The following is a 243-nucleotide window of genomic DNA, read 5'->3' as shown; positions in this document are numbered from 1 at the left end:
AGAGTGGCCTGGGCCTGGTGATCGCCAAGACCCTGGCGCAGCTGTGGCAGGACTTCGACTACGCGATCATCGACAGCCCGCCGTTGCTCGGCGTGCTGATGGTCAACGCGTTGGCGGCCAGCCAGCAATTGGTGATCCCGGTGCAGACCGAGCACCTGGCGGTCAAGGGCCTGGAGCGCATGGTCAGCACTCTGGCGATGATCAACCGCTCGCGCAAGCAAGCGCTGCCGTTCAGCATCGTGC

General features: G+C 65.0%; 1 protein-coding gene. It reads left to right on the top strand.

Going from position 1 to position 243, the window contains the following annotated elements:
- Positions 1–243: ParA family protein (locus AAEY78_RS14650; RefSeq protein ID WP_352340193.1), on the top strand; the 243-nt coding region annotated here is incomplete at both ends.

The organism is Psychrobacter sp. 16-MNA-CIBAN-0192, assembly GCF_040309565.1.
In the GTDB taxonomy this organism is placed as follows: domain Bacteria; phylum Pseudomonadota; class Gammaproteobacteria; order Pseudomonadales; family Moraxellaceae; genus Psychrobacter.
This window is presented reverse-complemented; position numbering and strand designations above follow the sequence as displayed.